The organism is Massilia scottii (assembly GCF_030846495.1).
Classification (GTDB): domain Bacteria; phylum Pseudomonadota; class Gammaproteobacteria; order Burkholderiales; family Burkholderiaceae_D; genus Telluria_A; species Telluria_A violaceinigra.
In genome coordinates this window covers 194479-210535 of sequence record NZ_JAVCWM010000001.1, presented here as the reverse complement: position 1 = coordinate 210535, position 16057 = coordinate 194479, and the positions used below count along the sequence as shown (strand labels likewise).

Sequence of the window (16057 nt, the reverse complement as noted above, 5' to 3'; positions counted from 1 at the left end):
TACGTGACTCGTCATTTTCCTACACGAAAGGCCCTTACCATGACAACCCACCTGCATAGCGACCTGGACTCCCTGCTTCATAAATTGTCCAGCGACGACGTATTCCGCGCACGCCTGCTGGGCGACCCGGTGGGCGCCCTCGGCAGCCTCGGCATTGAGCTCGACGCCGGACAGATTCCAACCCGGCGCAGCCTGCCGGCCAAGGATGCGATTGCCCTTGACCGGATGGCCTTCATGTCCAAGCTGGACAGCGCTGCCGGCGCGATTCCGTTCTTTTTGTCCGGCACCGCCTGAGCCGGGGTTTTCACCGCGTTTCACTCTTCGAAACGCAACTCCAGCGTGGTCTGCCCCGCAGCTGCGACACCGCAGCCGCATACAGCGACCACCGCGTCAGACAAGGGATCGAGCCCGAACGCGCGCTCGATCACCATCTCATTAATGGCCGCCGTCACGAAGCCCGGCATGCCCGCCTCGGTGGCCAGCAAATAGAACGTTTGCGACAGGTGACCGGCGTCGAGCATCAGGGCGCGGTACGCCTTGGCGTGGTTGCGGTACTTCCAGAAATTGCGCGCCACCCGCGCCGCCATTACCACCATGACCGGGGCATCGACGAACCAGTGCTGGTCGGCCACGAACTGGCGCGCCAGCTCGCTGGCGGCTGCCGCATCGAGCATCGTCAGCGGTTCGAGCGCGTGGTGGAGCGCATGATAGTGGTACAGCCCGGGCGCCACGCCCGGCACGCGCTGCACCAGCACGTAGGCTTCGGTCGGATGCAGGCCGCCGGCCGAGGGACTGGTCTTTTTGAATACCAGCGCTTCCTGGGCCACCATGCGCTCGGCCTGGGCGCCGAAGGTACGCTGCAGCAGGCGCGCCAGCACGTCCAGCGGCAGCACGGCGTCGGGATCGTAATTGCGGCCGGTGTAGCGCTGCATCAGCTGGGCGTCGAGCGGGCCGCTGGCGGGCGGGGGCAGCTTGATCGCCGCCTCCGGATCGCCACGGCCGATGGCCGGCGCCGGCGGCGCGCCGTAGGACTGCACCAGTTCCTCGAAACTGGGAAAATGCATGCCCTTGTCGACCTGCATGCCGTCCCAGCGGCTGAACATGTGGGCGGCGGCAGATAGCGGGCGCCAGTGCTGCTCGCGCAGCAGCGCGTCGCGTTCGCGGGCCGGGTTGTCGCCTGCGCCGTCGTCGAGCAGGAGGCCGAGCGCGAGCAGGCTGTCGACCATGGCGGCGCCGAGCTGGCGCTCGGCATCCAGGCGTTCGGTCCAGGCGGTCTGGCCGATGGCGCCCAGGGCGGCCACCTGGGCGGCGTCGATGGTGGTTTCGCGGTCCAGGTGCGGCGCCAGCGCCACCCAGCGCAGCGAGGCGCTCAGCGCCCCCGTACCGGAAAACAGGGCAGTCCAATCGATGCCCAGGTCTTCGCGCGGTTCGATGAACAGTACTGCGCAACGCCGTATCTTCATAAGGTCCGCCCTTTCGAGGCCAGGCGCTGCCCGGCTGGATGAGTGCTGGTATTGAGCAATATCATAGCCTGTGCTGACCTCGCGCGCACCTCATTTACGGGTAATTCCGGGTATGCCGGTTCCTGATCGTTTCGCACCTTCATGATCCATCCCGGGCAGTGAGCACAACGGTGATGGAGCGCACGTGAGCAAAATAGCGTATTGAACAAACGCGTGTAACAGTTGCTAACACAATGCTCGCCCTGGTCCGTTTAACCCTGAGGTACCAGAAGCCCGACAAAAAATCAGGGGAAGCGCTATGAATCATCTCGCAAAAATGTTGGTGCCGCTGGCATTTCTGACCCTTTTCAGCGCTGTCTCGGCAGACGACTGGAAGGACGAAAGCGGCAAAGGAAAACGTCAGCATCACGAGCGCCATGAGTTCAAGGAAGAATTTTGGGACGGCGACTGCAAGGTAGAGCGCAAGATGGAGAAGAATGGCGAATACAAGGAGAAACGCAAGTGCAAGCCCGCACGGCACTCATCGCATCGGGATGAGCGGCCCGTGGTACCAGTGCGTGTAGAACGCGTTTACTACCCTGCCGAGAGCGTGCAGGTGCCCGTCAGATCGTCCGATCGTCGTCAGCCAGCCATTTCGGTTGACGTGAGGATTCGTCCCTGATACTGGTTTCAGGCTGCGCCCCGCGTCATCGTGCGGGATTTTCATTTGTGCCGAAAGCGCGGTGCAAATGAAACGGATCCCCGTTGGCACAGTCAGTCCATGCAGCGGCACCGGAGGGGATACCTTTTATACCGCCCGTAGATAATGCCCAAGCTGCCGCTTGAGCGCAGTTTGTAGATTTTTCACCATCAGGAAACGCAAACCAGTTGGCTACGAATGGGTACCCGATTCCACGCGTCTGGATAAATGAGTCCTGGTTCTCCGAAATAACTTGTTTAATTGTTCAAATGGGCTGATTAGTTGTCGGATTTGAACGAGCGGATTTCTGTTGACGGCAAAACCGAAGTACTTCCTCATGTCGGTTCGCTCGCATCGCTAGTATGTTTCTTTGCGTTGATTTTGGCGCGCTGCCCTGCCCACCTCATCAACACCAGTCCAGCCCCGCCAGTTATTGTGCCAGCGGCAAAGCAAATGCCAATAAACAAAGGCGCCCATGATGAGTATTGATCGTCCGCTGCACCAAACCAAACAGGCATCCAGTAAATAGCATATGGAACGCAGAATGACGCCGCTACGACCATTAAAATCCTAGTTGCTTGGCTTTTAAGATGCCGACATAAAAATGCAGCTACTGACGATAATAATATTGTTAAGAATATTGGCAAGTACATTACTTACCTTTCATCAACTGCCTCATTAGAGGCTCGGCAGCCTTTATTACAGATCAGCCCTCAACCGAAATTTACTATCAAAAGAGCTTGCAATTGAAGACAGTCTCTGACCCTCCTCCATCCTCACGCCTCTGGAATTACAGCTTTTGACAATGAAATGTACTCAATTTGCGCACCCAAGGACGACAGCCGCTTATGAAAAGGAAGCGCCTTCCATCATCAGTTAAGCTCAAGTCGTCGGTGCCAAGAATCCTAACTAACTGAATGCGAACTCCCTCCCGCACGTTTTTACCAGAACGACGAAAGATTGCCGAATCGAGTGACCCAACGACTTCATCCACTGTGCCAAATTTGAGCCCATAAGCCGTGTAAAAATTTACCGCCCCTATCAAAATGAAAACAATGGCAATGGTCAATCGAAGTGACAAACTCGAAGAATAATGTTGGGTAATTTCCGTTAACGAGATAGCTAAAGAAGCGGCATAAAACGACATCGCCAGACTTCCTAGCCCCATCAGAAAATATACGCATGAACGCACTGTATCTGTCATCATCTGCATCCACATGCTGTTTCGCTCGCCAATCGTTGGTCCGATGATACTTGCAGCACTCGACACTGACGCTCCCGGGACGCCAGGAAGGGCACGTTGACCAACCTGCCTCGACACGGATCCGGCAAAAGAGCAACTCCAAGCAACTGCTGACACCGGGCCCTCAAGCCCCCGCCGACAGTCGCCCTGGCCAACGTGCCGACATTTGGCCCTGTATAGCAGGGATCGTTAATATTCTGCATCAGGCCTTAGTGGCCCGCTAATGAGAAGTTATTTGGATCGATACACAACGTCGTCGCCAGAACCGTTTTCGTCTATCCCATTGGGACCAAGTGAATATAGTAAGAATTTTCCGTGTCCTATAACTTCCAGGTTTTTGTACACAAGGGGTCGACCCCAACCGTCTGGAGGTGTGTTAGTTGTCATCTCAAGTACAGAAAAATTTTCCTCATCAGTAGGGGCGCGCTTATGCTGACCTTTCCAGAATTCGATACTTCCCCCAATTAACGAGAGATTGGAATGAGTCGTCATAGAGCGGAATGCATCCTCGTCCGAGTCTAGTAAAGGTCGCGTCAAGACAAACGCGATAGCGATAACACAGATGACGAAACCAATCAAACCACACCAAAGTAATTTCTTTCTCATCGGACGCACCTACAATCTGGAGAGTTTTGAGCGTATTGCTGATAAAGCTGAGCTCGATTAATCTTCTGAGCCCGCGGCTTTCCCCACATAGGTCCCGGTTGCCCTACTGGGCGTATTCGTTCATAGGACACTCGATTGTGAATTTTCAAATGATGTGAATCACTTATATCATTTCGAGTACTCAACCGCACTAAAAACCCATCAGTACTATGCATACCTTCATGAAATAGAGTAAAGAACAAACTTTCCCATTCATCTTGAGATAAACATTTCTTGGGAGCGTATGCTAAAGGGATAACAATATCTCCCGACCAAGTCTCAGTTGCACCCAAGTCCTGCTTTGGAATTTCTCCGAGCTTTACCTGGCCTTGTGGTTTAATATCGTGGAACGTGCTTTTCATTTGATTGAAAATATATCGAACGTCTTCCACCGAAAGCCCTAGCGGATCGGTAAATGATATCGGATTTGCAGCGGCGTAACCGTATGAGTTGATACCTCCCGCCAGTCCAATTGGATCGCTCTGAATATATCGCCCGGTTAGCGGATCGTAATCTCGAAAATAGTTATAATAGCGATTGGTCTCACGATCATAATATTGGCCTGGGAAGCGCAGATTGTAGGTAAAACGCTCCAGACGACTTGGCTTTTCATCGGGGTGATCCTCTCCAAATGGGCTTGCCGCATCCCATCGCCATACCATCTTACTATCGCTGGCCCGCGTTATCACCCGGGCCGTTGCCAGGTGATCAGCATAGATATAGTACACATTCTCTCCGGCGCCAGCAGAAAGGGGTTGGATCACGGCAATGGGCAAACTTTCAAAATATATCGTCTCCTGCATCGGCGTACCTGTGCTGTCATACTCACCTATAATGCGGCCCGCCTCGTCATAGACAAGGTAATTCGTTGTACCGGCTGCATCCGACTTCATCGCCCGTTGTCCAAGTCCGTTGTAGCGATATTGAACTGCAGCACCGCCGCCTGACGCGCTGCTCAGACGCCCGTTGTTGCCGTAGAGGAAACGTATCGTATTGTCGCTGATGAGGTTGCCCGTGGCGTCGTACATATTGCGTTTTGCCGGCAACGGCCCGGAAGTGGCAGTCAATCGATTGCTGCCGGGATCTATCGTGTTGAGGTAGCTATTGGCTCCCAGAATAACTTTGGTCCGGTTACCGTTCGCGTCGTACTCGAAGCGTTGGCTGGCGATGGCGCTGGTGAAGCTGATCAGGCGATCACGTCCATCGTAGCTGTAACGTTGGTCCAACCTCCCTGACGCGGCGCTACCGACATGCGTGCTGGCCACGATCCGCCCAGCGGGATCGTAGCTGAGCGTGCGCATCGATCCGCCGACCTTGAGGTGACCAAGCGGATAGCTGACAAGACGGTTTTCAAGATCGAACTGGCGCTCGTATTTGTTGGGACTGCCCACGCTGTGATTACCCCATAACCATGAGCGCACGGGGCCAAACGCCTGGTACGCCACATCGCTCAGAATCGTCGTGCGCGCGGCGCCGGGGCGCATCAGACTCAACGCGGACGGTCTGCCATTGCTGTCGTAAGTGATGTCGATGCGATTGCCACTCGGGTAGGTCATCGAAGTAACATGTCCGAAGGCACTTCCTTCGCTGCCATAGGTGTAGGCGGTCACGAAGCGCCTGGACGCCGGGCCGCTCGTCTGTTCCTTCCTCACGAGCCTGCCCATGCCATCGTAGGCATACACCGTTTTTCCAGCCTCATCCGTCATCGCCGTCACTCGGCCCGCTGCGGAACTTCCGGCCACCCCATATTCGAACGTGCCGGTACCGATCCCGGTGACGCGGCCCGCCGCATCATATCGATAGGCGGTCTTGCGTCCAGCCGCGTCGGTGCTCGAAATCACGTTCCCCGCTCCATCGAACTGCGTGGTTGTGGTGCCGGTATCCGGGCTGATGAGCGCCGTTTGCTGTCCCAGTCCATTGACAACGTAGCGCGTCCGCAAGCGGCGCGGGTCGAGCACGGATGCAAGCTGATCCTGCTGCGTGTAGCTGTAGCCGATCAGTGCGGGTTTGCCCGTGGCGTCCGCCGCCGGCAGCGTCTGTTGAATCAGACGATTGAACGTGTCGTAAGTTCCCTTGCTGACGCGCGCCATTTGATCGGTACTCGATGTCAGATTGCCTACCGCATCGTATTCAAAACGCGCGCCCGGATCCTTGACACTGCGCTGTTCTCGCTGCAAGCGGTTGAGCGAGTCGAAAGCGCGCGTGGTCTGCGCCACCAGTTTGCCGCTCGGGTCTTTCACTTCCTGGCGCACGGCGTTGCCCATGGCATCGAGCGTAAAGTGGATGCTGTTACCTGCGCGGTCGCGCAAGCCAGTCATACGATGCGCGTCGTCGTACGTGTAGCTTAGCGCCGAGCCGTCGGGCGAGGTCATACGGATCAGCTGACCCGCGACGTCATACTCGTAGCGCGTGGTTTCGGATTGCCCACTTGTCGCGCGAACGGTGCTGGACATTAAGCGCTGGCGCGGACCATATTCCAGTTCAACGATCTGGCCATTGGAACGCTGGATTTTGGTGGGCAAGCCATTCGGGCTGTATTCGAGGAAACTGGTGACCTCGCCAATGCTGTTGCGCACACTCGCAAGGTCGCCCGGATGATGGCTTGCGCTGGTATCGGCGTAATAGACTATGCTGGACGATTCGGCCTTGCCGTTGGCAGCAACCGGACCGGTACTCGTCAGCAGCTGTCCAGTGCGGTTGTAGGTGTAGCGCCACTCCTGAACTGGACCGGTTCGCGCCGCCGCGAAGCCGCGCACCCCGTTGTTGTCGGTGGTGGCCTGGACGGTCGCGCGGCACACGACGGCAATTGGTTTCCCATTGGGCAGCACTGCGCCTCCGGCACACTCCACTACTTTTCCACTGGCATCGTGCTGCCCGTTATAGATCGTCGTTTCCATGCGCCCTGGCGAGGCGATACCGCTGGCCAGTGGCCAATCCGGATGCCAGCGCGTACTCGTCTTGCGCTGGCCTGCCGGAAGCGCGGTATCGGTGCTCGCGGGGCACGCAGCATCTTTGGCGAGCCCGGTCATACGTGCCAGTTCGGTCCCACGGATGGGGTCGCTGATAAAGCAGGTCTTGTTTCCATTAAAGTCGGTACGGCTTGTCACATCGCCCGCAGCGCTGTAGGTCGTGGCGCTAGCGCTCGCAGCGCAGCCAGCGCCGGCGGGTTGGCTCTCCGCAGTAATCCGGCTCCTGCCATTGGCGTCGTACGCAAGGTCGATGCCGCGGCTGCTGCCGAGCGGATCGGTGACGATTCGGCCGGTCCGGCTGGGATAGGCGAAAGTGTAGCGCTGTGCACCGCCGGCATGCTCCGACAGCACAGCCTGTCCGTCGCCGTCGTACGCGTACGTGGCAAAGCGCTTGCCATGTTCATCGGTGATTCCGGTGAGCAGGAATCGATCGTCGGCATCTTCATAGTGGTACGCGCGCGATGCAATCTCGGTACCGGAGCGGTCGAGGAAGTGCACACCGATCAGGCGCTCCATTCCTTCGATCGTCACGCCGCCGGCGAAGGCGGCGGGGGCATATTCGTAGCGTACGCTGCCCGTCGCGCTGGAGATCGACGCGATGAGGTCCCCCTCCCATGCGATCGTCAGGCTGCGCCCGTTGCTGTCAACAATTTTACTGAGCTGATTTTTCTCATCATAGGTGTAGTGCGTCGCCATGCCATGACGGGCGTGTACGCTGCCGAGCCTGAAATCGTCGCCGATCCGGAGGTAACGTTCGACCGTCCCACCCGGTGTCGTCAGGAGCCAAACGGTGTCATCAGGGCCTTGCACGTCCAGGGTCATGCCCTTGTCGTAGCTTGACTCATAGCGACCGTCGGCCTTCCGCAAGAATCGAAAAACGCTGCCGTCGCTCAAGGCGCCCCTCACTATTGGCCGGGTCGCGCTCCCCGTTGTTCGCGGCGCGGAAAAGACACGCTCGAACGAAAACGACCAGCCCATGCCGGCTGATTGGCCAAGTGCGTTTTCGCGCACGCTGCGGTAGGTGCGCTGGACACGCAGTGCATCATTGACGCCTCCGCCCAAGTCGGTTTCATGCTGGATTTTGGCGCCGCTGGCAAACTGGACCGGGTTTCCCGCTGCCTCTCCACATTTCAGGGGAACAGGAATCTCCCGCCCCGCCTTGCGACAAACGCCCTGTTCGTAAGTTTTGTATCCGGGCTCACATTGCAGGTGGGTGTTCGCATACCAGGAAACGCTGCCTCCTGAAGAAAGCCTGTAATAGCATTGAAAAAAGTCGCGCCGGCCTTTGTACGGCCGCATCAGGACAAGCTGCTGTCCGGTGTGATTTCTCGCTGTTCTTTGACAAGCAGTAACCGGGTCGGGCACATAAAGATCCCGATTGAGCACCCCCGCCGTGTAAGACCACCAGCCGAGCGTTCCCTCCGGCAGGTCATTCTCCGCATGCCCACGCCCATGCACCAGGACAAAGAACAGCAGCGCGACACGCATAAAATGAGCAGTCGACGGGACATTGCTGGCGGCGGGAAGCGGCATGGTTTTCCTGTCTTCTGCGAGAGAACGTCGGCGAATGATTGCCTACTGGAAACCAAATGGTAGCGATCTTCAACCATTTGCTATTGCGATGCAGCAATGTTTACTGATCACCGGTTCTGCGCAGGGCTTGCTCCGCCGCATCCCCTCCCCTCATGGCCAGTCATCAGCTTGTCATTTCCACCACCTAGAATTCCGCCTTTAATACAGGGAGACTCAGCAATGGCAATGAAACGAAATCTGGCAGTCATGTGCGCGGCAACCATGGCGCTGGCTGCGTGCGGCGGCGACGATCCGGTCGTTCTCAACACCCTCGACGGCAAGGCACCGCTGGTGGTGGCGCACCGCGGCGCCAGCGGCTATCTGCCGGAGGAAACCGTGGAAGCCTACGCCATGGCCATCGAGCAAGGCGCCGACGCCATCGAGCCTGACGTGGTGTCGACCAGGGACGGTGTCCTGATCGCCCGCCACGATCCCAATCTGGTCTACAGCACCGATGTCGCCTCGCATCCGGAGTTTGCCAGCCGCAAGCGCAAGATGAACGTCGATGGCCTGGTCGAGGAAGGCTGGTTCGCCGGCGACTTCACCCTGGCCGAGATCAAGACCCTGGGCGGCATCTCCACCGACGCCGAACGAGCGCAGCAGTTCAACGGCCGCTACAAGATCGCGACGATCCAGGAAATCGTCGACATGATCAAGAAAAGCGGCCGCAACATCGTCATGTATCCGGAAACCAAGAATCCAACCTTCCACCGTCAAAACGGCTTGCCGCTGGAAGACAAGCTGCTGGCCCTGCTCAGCGCCGCCGGCTGGAACAGCAGCACCGCGCCGGTGTTCGTGCAATCGTTCGAGCCAGGCAGCCTGAAATACATGCGCAGCAAGGGTTCGACCGTGCGCATGGTGCAATTGATCGACGCCGACGATGTCGACCTGAAAACCGGCGCCCTCACCTACGCCGCGCCCTTCGACCGTCCCTACGACTGGGCGGTGGCGGGCGACAAGCGCCTGTTCAGCGCCATGGTCACGCCCGCCGGCCTGGCCGAGATCAAGACCTACGCCAACGCCATCGGCCCATGGAAGCGCTACATCGTCAGCACCAAAGGCAGCACCGGCGCCGACGGCAAGCTGGTCGACGTCAATAACGACGGCAAGGTCAATGAAGCCGATACCACCACCACCGCGCCGACCACCCTGGTGGCCGACGCGCACAAGGCCGGCCTGCTGGTCCATCCTTACACCTTCCGCAACGAAAAGCGGCGCCTGCCGCTCGACTACAAGGGCGACCCCAAGCTCGAATACAAGCAGTTCTATGCGCTCGGGGTGGACGGCGTGTTCTCGGACTTCGCTGATACCGCCCTGGCCGCCCGCGCCGATTACTTGCGGGAGATCGGCTACTAGGCTCCACGCGGCAGCTGTGCTCTAATGCGCACCGGGAGCGAGCGGCACCCCCGCCGCATCCTCCCGCCTGTCACGGACCCCATGCCCTCTTCTCGCTAGCTCTTGCCTCCGCCCGCCCGGCGGCTGCCTGTTTTATAACCGGACCGAGGGCAGTATCCCAGCGGTGCCAGGGCCGGTGCAGTATGTGGGGTTCGACGTACCGGCCGGCAACTATGCCTACGGCCGGCTCGACGGCGAGCCGAGCGGGAAGGCGACGGCCTTTATCGCCCCGGCCGGACGCACCGTCTATCTCGGCGACTTCATCTACACCCGCAAGTTAAAAACGCCTGCGGGCGGTGGACGATGCCTGAATGAAGCAGCGTGGCGGACTGGCGCCGCCGTTGCGCAGTAACCGGTTCCTGAGCGGTGTTGCATCTTCAGGTGTATGAGGCCGGCACAATCCCCTCCGAGTTCAACAGCACGGAGCCGGACATGGACATGGACAACCTGCAATCTCAAACCCCAAAGGAAGCGGCGTGGCGTAGCCGTCTGCAACGGCATGCGCAAAGCGGTCAGAGCATTGCTGCATTCTGCCGCGATCAAGCGGTGTCGGCGGCCAGCTTCCCTATCTGGGGCGCTAAGCTGGCCGCTGCCAGCGGGGATCGATCTCGGCGGTGGTGTCAATCTGACGATGACGAGACGCTGATGTTGCCGCGCCGACGTCAGCTTCATCTTTTGTCGCCCTCATACTGCGGGCGTGAATGCCCACATCACATGCGACTGCTAGAGCGTTTGGCCGAACATGGGCGCGACCGCGCGCACGATGTTGCGGGCATTCGCATGCTGGTCACTCAGGTTGGTAAACACGATGATGGTCAGCTTCTGATCCGGGTAGCGCATGAAGTCGGTGACGTATCCGGGCATGCCGCCGGAGTGGTACACCCAGCGCTTCCCGTTCTGGGTCCGCAGCTGCCAGCCCAACCCGTAGTAGATGCCGGTATTGTCGGCATTGGCCGCCTGCACCAGCACGTTATTGGTCCACATCAGGGCCAGGGTCGATTGCTTGAGGATCTTGTCGGTGTACAGCGCAGCATCCCACTTCGCCATGTCCATGGCACTGAGCTCGATCCCGCTCGCTGCCATGCCCAGGTAGACCGACATCGCGTCGGTCGTGACAAACGGGACATGTTTCCCGTCTTTGAGCTCGTACCCGATGGCGCTGTCCGCGCGCGCCGGTTTCGGCGCGACGAGACGCGCGCTGTGCATGCCCAGCGGCGTGAACACCCGCTCTTTCAAGAAATCGAAATAGCCCTTGCCGGTGACCCTGCGCACGACGATGCCGAGAATATCGTAGCCGACATTGCAGTACCGGTACTTGGTGCCCGGCTCCCAGCTCAGGGAATACGCCCTGAACCTGGCCAGCATGTCGTCTTCTCCCAGGATCTTGTTGGCGAAAATGTCCGCAAAGGTCGAATCGTCCGGGTATTCGGGCAGGCCGGAGGAGTGGTTCAGCAGGTGCCGAATGGTGATGCCGCTCCATTGCGGCGGCACCGCCCCGATGAATTTGTCGAGCTTGTCGTCGAGCGATATCTTGCCCTCCTCTACCAGCAGCATGATGGCGGTGGCGGCGAACGACTTGCTGATCGAGCCGATTTCGAAGCGGTCCTCCGGTTTCACCGGGCGCGCCATCTCGCGGTCGGCGTAGCCGTAGCCCTTGCCGTAGACAACGGTGCCGTCCCGGACCACCACCAGCGTCATGCCGGGAATGCGCTGCTCGAGCAGTTGCCCCTGCATGTACTGGTCCACCTCGGGCTGCGCCGTTTGCGTGACGCCCGCCGCCAGCGTGGTCACCGGCGCCAGCACGACATCGCCGGCTGGCGGCGCAGCACCGCCCCCGCCCCCGCCGCCGCAGGCGGCCAACAGGCTCGTGGCCAGCGCCGCGATAAACAGGTTGCGCCTATTCATAGATGGTTCCGATCGCGACCGGTTTCACGGGCGTCAGCACGACGCCGTCGCGTGGCCCATCGGCAAAACTGTAGATGGCAACCTTGTAGATACCCATAGTCTGGTCCTCGAATGCGTGTCCGTCGGTGACGGGGATGGTGAGTGGAGCGGCACCGGCCATGTCGCGAAACATGACACCGGGCGCTTGCATGGAAGCGTCGTACACAAACTTGATGGCCGTGCAGTTCTTGCGCAACAGGCGCAAGCGCGCCCCGGCGTCGCGCCGCACGCTGATCAACCGCCCGCAGGCGGCGCGCAACTGGCCGGCTGCATACACGCCGTCGCCGCGCTCGCGGATGGAAAAGCGTCCGCTGAAGCAGTACAGCATGTTGCCGCGATTGAGGCGCAGCACCGCATCGTCCTTGTACAACCGGTCGGACACGTTCCCAGTTCTAATCCGTTGCCCATGCTTTTCTATGAGTGAGTGCGATAGCAGACAATCATAGCATCTGCACAAGTACGCCGAAGCCTTTCTTTCCAGATTTCAAGATATGGATCGACGCATTCCAGATCGGCATGGCCCATGCATCAACTCGATAGTGTCGCTTGCCTGTTCGCCCCGGCGCGTGCCATCGACGCCGTCCTTGCAGGCCAATTCAAGCCCCGTTTGACGATGCATCGCCCCGGCAATGTGGCATACCGCTCGCGCGCCGTTGCCCGGACGGGGAAATGGGCGCATGCTGTTGTCGGTTCAAGCCGGTCCAATCCCCCAAAGCAGTCGGGTTGTTGCGCTGACGCTACCTTTTTTATAACTTTTCCGGCAACAGTCATGTCACCCGGTGCATGTTCGATTAAGATGGTCGGATTTTTACTATCTGGAAACTTAAATGATCGTCGGCAAACGAAGCTTCCGCCTTAGCGCAATCGCCATGGCATTGGTGGTCTGGCTTCCCTGCGGCGGCGCCAGCGCGGCTGCTCCGGCGCCCGCGGCCCCTGTTGCGGCCGCCGCCCAGCCGGCGTTGACGGGCATCGCGGCCGAGCTGCGCACGCTGGCGATCACTGCGGCGGCGGTAACCACGCGCACCCCCCGCCCCTATGACGAACGCGACTGGCTGGCCCGCTTTTACGTGGCGCGCGCCTACACGCCAGCCTGGCAGGACCGCGGCCATAAACAGGCCAGCGCCGCCATCGCCCTGCTGCAAAGTGCATCTCTGCATGGTCTCTCGCCTGCCGAATACAACACTGACGGGCTGGCGCGCCAACTGGCCGATCCGGCCTCGCGCACCAGCGCCCGTTTCGACGCCGCCATGACGCAAGCCATGCTGCACTACCTGGCCGACCTGCGCGTCGGGCGCGTGCGTTCCGAATACCACACCACCCTGCCCGACCCGCGCCTGACCAGGACCGATCCGGTCGACCAGCTGCGTTCAGCACTGCTGAGCCAGCGGCTGGACCTGGCCGTGGCAGCCTCCGAGCCGCGCATCCCGCTCTACCGGCGCGTGATGGCGACCCTGGCGACCTATCGCAAACTGGCCGAGCAGCCATTCACGGCGCTGCCGCCGCTGCCCGATGGCGTCAAGAAGCTCGAACCGGGCGCGCCGTACGCGGGCGCGGCCATCCTGCGCGCGCGCCTGATCCAGCTGGGCGACCTGAGCGCCACCGCCCCGGCCGAGCCGCCCGCCAGCGCCGGCGTCTACACGGCGGCCCTGGCCGAAGGCGTCAAGCATTTCCAGGCGCGCCATGCGCTCAATGACGATGGCGTGATCGGGGCCGGCACGCTGTCGGCGCTGAACGTGCCGCTGACGCGCCGCGTGCGCCAGCTCGAACTGGGCCTGGAGCGCCTGCGCTGGCTGCCCGATTTTCCTGACGGGCGCCTGATCGCCGTCAACCTGCCCTCGTTCCGCCTGTGGGCGCTGGAACTGGGCCCGGGCGCCAAGAACCCGCTGATCGAAATGCGCGTGATCGTCGGCGCGGCCGTCAAGACGCCGACGCCGCTGTTCGTCGGCTCGATGCGTTACGTGGAATTCAATCCATACTGGAACGTGCCGCGCAGTATAGAAAAAGGCGAGATCATTCCCAAGCTGGCGCGCGATCACGGCTACCTGAGCAAGAATGACATGGAACTGGTGCCGCTGGGCGGTGGCGCCCCGGTGTCGGTGGTCGATGCAGAGACGCTGGACGGCCTGCGCGCCGGCCAATACCGTGTGCGCCAGCGTCCCGGTCCGCGCAATGCGCTGGGGGCGGTGAAGTTTGCGATGCCGAACACGGACAATATCTATCTGCACTCGACCTCGGCGCAGAGCTTGTTCAAGCGCGGCCGGCGCGACCTGAGCCACGGTTGCATCCGGGTCGAAAACCCGCTCGGCCTGGCCAAGTTCGTGTTCGGCGACCAGCCGCAAATGACTCCGGAAGCCATCGAAACGCTGATGAAACCGGCGCCGATGAAAACTGTCAGCCTGAAAAAGCCGATTCCGGTCGTGCTGTTCTACTCCACGGCCGTGACCGACCGCGAAGGACTGGCCCTGTTCCCGGAAGACGTCTACAAACGCGATCCGGGGCTGGAAAAAGCGTTAAAGGTGCGTAGCGATGCTATTGCGCAGGCGCACTGACCACGCGCTTGAGGCGCTGCCCGTGGATGCCCCACAGGCAGTCGTCGCCATCGACGCGGCCGGTTAACACCCAGCCGGTGCCGATTTTCTGCACGCCGACCTCGCCGCCAATCTCGGCGGCGAGTTTCTCGGCCCACATGCTGGCCGAACCTTTTCCCTTGAACAGTTCATTTCCTTCAAAGATTACCGTGGCATCGAACACGGGCATGGCAAATACGGTCGTCATTTTTTCTTGATCACTTCAGTTGGTGGAACGGACCCACATCCTACCATTTCGCCTCACCCTTCGCGCCCATCGATGCGGGCGCGCCACAGATACGGCGTGTAGACCAGCAAAAACAGCACGAACGACAGGCTCCAGCACACACCCGAGGCCAGCAACGCGCCATTGCGCCACGCATCCGGAACGAACTGCGCCAGCAAGCGCAGCACGGCGCCGGCCTGGATCAGAAAATACATGACCGGCTCGGAGCGACCCGCCCTGAGCACCCTGCCCGTGTGGCCGAGCGTGGTGCGCGTCATCATGCCGATAATCAGCCCGGCCATCGACCCGACCGCCAGCGCGTGAAAGCCTGCGCTGGCCGTACCGATGCCCAGCGCGGCCAGCGACAGCAAGCCAAATCCCAGCGCGATCCAGGCATAACCGAGGTGCAAAATCCACAGCAGCGGCACATGCAGCGTACGCTGCGGCTGCCAGCCCGCCAGGCGCAGCAGCATGGCGCAGGCGGCGGACATCATCAGCGCGGCCGTGAGCGCACCGGGCAGCGCCACTACCCAGGCAATGCTGGCGCCGGCCGTCAGGCCCAGCGCGACTTTGTCATACCGGGGCCGTACCACCGGCTTGGTGCCGGGCGCTCCATTGGTGGTGAACATGGGAATGACGCGCCCGCCGATCACCGCTTCGATGATGACGATCACCAGGATCGCCGCATGCACCGGCGTGAGCGGCGAGACGGCGATCCAGCCCAGCGTGGCCGCGTGAAACAGCGCATTGGCCACGGTCAGCAAACCGAGCAAGGCGATCAGGAACAGGTTGCGCTTGTTGCCCGACTGTTTCAGCACCCGGTACATGGGCCAGGCGGCCAGCGGCAGGAACAGCAGGTCGACCACGGCGGCGGCGAGCGGCGGCGCGCACAGCATGGCGCCACGGCCGGCCAGCCACACGCCGGCGAGGGCCGCAAGGTGGGCGCCGTGCGGGGTCGGCAGATTGGTCCAGTTGCGCCCGGCCGTGAACAGGAAACCGATGATGACGGCGATCGCCATGCCGTACACCATCTCATGCGCGTGCCAGCCCAGGCCGCCGTGCGGCCACGTCAGCCAGCCGAGATATTGCGCCAGCCACAAGGGTACCGCCAGCGCCGCGAACGCGGCCGTCAGGATGTAGAAAGGCCGAAAGCCGAGCGCCCACACGGGGTGTTGCGCGCTCCACGGCGCATGGTGGACCGGCGCGGCCGGTTCGTCGATTGTCAGCAGACTCATGTCATCACCTGTTTAAAGATATATTCAATATACTACTTTACGGCGCCGCCCCGGGCAACGACTATCGCGCGCGTTCCGACGGTGGAGCGGGCGCAGCGTCCGGGAAGTGCGCCATTCTT

Annotated in this window: 12 protein-coding genes and 1 pseudogene; 6 read left to right on the top strand and 7 right to left on the bottom strand. The window is 60.5% G+C overall.

Annotation, left to right across the window (positions count from 1 at the left end; genetic code table 11):
* Positions 1–39 precede the first annotated feature (39 nt).
* Positions 40–294, top strand: coding sequence for an NHLP-related RiPP peptide (locus tag RBA41_RS00940; RefSeq protein WP_306620075.1), 255 nt, complete (start codon positions 40–42; stop codon positions 292–294).
* 20 nt (positions 295–314) lie between these two features.
* Here the strand turns inward: RBA41_RS00940 and RBA41_RS00935 are convergent, their stop codons facing one another.
* Positions 315–1463 (bottom strand): putative peptide maturation dehydrogenase, encoded by a 1149-nt coding sequence (locus RBA41_RS00935; protein ID WP_306620072.1) that lies wholly within the window; start codon positions 1461–1463, stop codon positions 315–317.
* Between the two features lie 298 nt (positions 1464–1761).
* Here RBA41_RS00935 and RBA41_RS00930 point away from each other — a divergent pair, with 298 nt between their 5' ends.
* Positions 1762–2124, top strand: coding sequence for a hypothetical protein (locus RBA41_RS00930; protein WP_306620070.1), 363 nt, complete (start codon positions 1762–1764; stop codon positions 2122–2124).
* 808 nt (positions 2125–2932) lie between these two features.
* Here the strand turns inward: RBA41_RS00930 and RBA41_RS00925 are convergent.
* Complete coding sequence (locus RBA41_RS00925) at positions 2933–3412, bottom strand: hypothetical protein (RefSeq protein WP_306620069.1); 480 nt, start codon at positions 3410–3412, stop codon at positions 2933–2935.
* Between the two features lie 575 nt (positions 3413–3987).
* Positions 3988–8532 carry an RHS repeat-associated core domain-containing protein gene (locus RBA41_RS00920; RefSeq protein ID WP_306620066.1) on the bottom strand — a complete coding sequence of 1515 codons (4545 nt, stop codon included), beginning with the start codon at positions 8530–8532 and terminating at the stop codon, positions 3988–3990.
* A 219-nt stretch (positions 8533–8751) separates the two neighbouring features.
* Here RBA41_RS00920 and RBA41_RS00915 point away from each other — a divergent pair, with 219 nt between their 5' ends.
* The 3 genes and pseudogenes from RBA41_RS00915 to tnpA all read left to right on the top strand — a co-directional run.
* The gene (locus RBA41_RS00915) at positions 8752–9927 is read left to right on the top strand and encodes a glycerophosphodiester phosphodiesterase (RefSeq protein ID WP_374709468.1); all 1176 of its coding nucleotides are present in this window, start codon (positions 8752–8754) and stop codon (positions 9925–9927) included.
* 184 nt (positions 9928–10111) lie between these two features.
* Positions 10112–10318, top strand: coding sequence for a hypothetical protein (locus RBA41_RS00910; protein ID WP_306620064.1), 207 nt, complete (start codon positions 10112–10114; stop codon positions 10316–10318).
* Positions 10319–10398: 80 nt separating this feature from the next.
* Positions 10399–10572: pseudogene (tnpA, locus tag RBA41_RS33570) on the top strand (IS66 family insertion sequence element accessory protein TnpA); the annotation flags it as partial.
* A 117-nt stretch (positions 10573–10689) separates the two neighbouring features.
* Here tnpA and RBA41_RS00905 read toward each other — a convergent pair.
* Together RBA41_RS00905 and RBA41_RS00900 are read right to left on the bottom strand one after the other, a co-directional pair.
* Positions 10690–11871: a serine hydrolase domain-containing protein gene (locus tag RBA41_RS00905; RefSeq protein WP_306620062.1), complete on the bottom strand. Its 1182-nt coding sequence runs from the start codon at positions 11869–11871 to the stop codon at positions 10690–10692.
* A complete protein-coding gene (locus RBA41_RS00900) occupies positions 11864–12292 on the bottom strand; it encodes a hypothetical protein (RefSeq protein WP_306620060.1) in 429 nt (142 codons plus the stop codon). The genes RBA41_RS00905 and RBA41_RS00900 overlap by 8 nt, the downstream gene beginning before the upstream one ends.
* 487 nt (positions 12293–12779) lie before the next feature.
* Between RBA41_RS00900 and RBA41_RS00895 the strand changes: the two genes are divergently transcribed.
* On the top strand, positions 12780–14459 hold the full coding sequence (locus RBA41_RS00895) for a L,D-transpeptidase family protein (RefSeq protein WP_306620058.1): 1680 nt from the start codon (positions 12780–12782) through the stop codon (positions 14457–14459).
* Here RBA41_RS00895 and RBA41_RS00890 read toward each other — a convergent pair.
* On the bottom strand, positions 14440–14685 hold the full coding sequence (locus RBA41_RS00890) for a hypothetical protein (protein WP_099878816.1): 246 nt from the start codon (positions 14683–14685) through the stop codon (positions 14440–14442). The genes RBA41_RS00895 and RBA41_RS00890 overlap by 20 nt on opposite strands.
* Before the next feature lie 53 nt (positions 14686–14738).
* Positions 14739–15938, bottom strand: a complete 1200-nt coding sequence (locus RBA41_RS00885; RefSeq protein WP_306620055.1) for an NnrS family protein — start codon at positions 15936–15938, stop codon at positions 14739–14741.
* Between the last annotated feature and the right edge of the window lie 119 nt (positions 15939–16057).

Excerpts from the sequence above, each read along its gene's own strand:
- RBA41_RS00940 (WP_306620075.1), top strand. The coding sequence starts at position 40 with ATGACAACCCACCTGCATAGCGACCTGGACTCCCTGCTTCATAAATTG.
- RBA41_RS00935 (WP_306620072.1), bottom strand. The coding sequence starts at position 1,463 with ATGAAGATACGGCGTTGCGCAGTACTGTTCATCGAACCGCGCGAAGAC.
- RBA41_RS00930 (WP_306620070.1), top strand. The coding sequence starts at position 1,762 with ATGAATCATCTCGCAAAAATGTTGGTGCCGCTGGCATTTCTGACCCTT.
- RBA41_RS00920 (WP_306620066.1), bottom strand. The coding sequence starts at position 8,532 with ATGCCGCTTCCCGCCGCCAGCAATGTCCCGTCGACTGCTCATTTTATG.
- RBA41_RS00915 (WP_374709468.1), top strand. The coding sequence starts at position 8,752 with ATGGCAATGAAACGAAATCTGGCAGTCATGTGCGCGGCAACCATGGCG.
- RBA41_RS00905 (WP_306620062.1), bottom strand. The coding sequence starts at position 11,871 with ATGAATAGGCGCAACCTGTTTATCGCGGCGCTGGCCACGAGCCTGTTG.
- RBA41_RS00895 (WP_306620058.1), top strand. The coding sequence starts at position 12,780 with ATGGCATTGGTGGTCTGGCTTCCCTGCGGCGGCGCCAGCGCGGCTGCT.
- RBA41_RS00890 (WP_099878816.1), bottom strand. The coding sequence starts at position 14,685 with ATGACGACCGTATTTGCCATGCCCGTGTTCGATGCCACGGTAATCTTT.
- RBA41_RS00885 (WP_306620055.1), bottom strand. The coding sequence starts at position 15,938 with ATGAGTCTGCTGACAATCGACGAACCGGCCGCGCCGGTCCACCATGCG.